Source organism: Paraburkholderia sp. SIMBA_030 (assembly GCF_046535245.1).
GTDB lineage: Bacteria > Pseudomonadota > Gammaproteobacteria > Burkholderiales > Burkholderiaceae > Paraburkholderia.
This window is the reverse complement of sequence record NZ_JAWRXB010001041.1, coordinates 1-255: the sequence shown is the minus strand read 5'-3', so window position 1 is coordinate 255 and position 255 is coordinate 1. Positions and strand designations below refer to the sequence as shown.

Genomic DNA, 255 nt, shown 5'->3' with positions numbered 1-255 from the left:
ACGCTGAATGAAGTCGGCCTGTTTTCGGACGGCACGGCGGTGAAGCTGGTCGGCGAGGAAACCTTCCGCCTGTGCCGCGAATATCTCGACGACGTGCTGCTCGTGGATACCGATGCGCTGTGCGCCGCGATCAAGGACGTGTTCCAGGACACCCGCAGCGTGCTGGAGCCCGCCGGCGCGCTCGCCGTGGCGGGCGCGAAACAGTACGCCGAGCGCGAGGGCATCGAGAACCAGACGCTGATCGCGATCACGTCC

1 protein-coding gene is annotated in these 255 nt (G+C 66.3%); it reads left to right on the top strand.

The genetic code is table 11. The features are described 5' to 3' along the window. On the top strand, window positions 1–255 hold a 255-nt coding region (locus SB772_RS43200), incomplete at both ends, for a pyridoxal-phosphate dependent enzyme (RefSeq protein ID WP_410838921.1).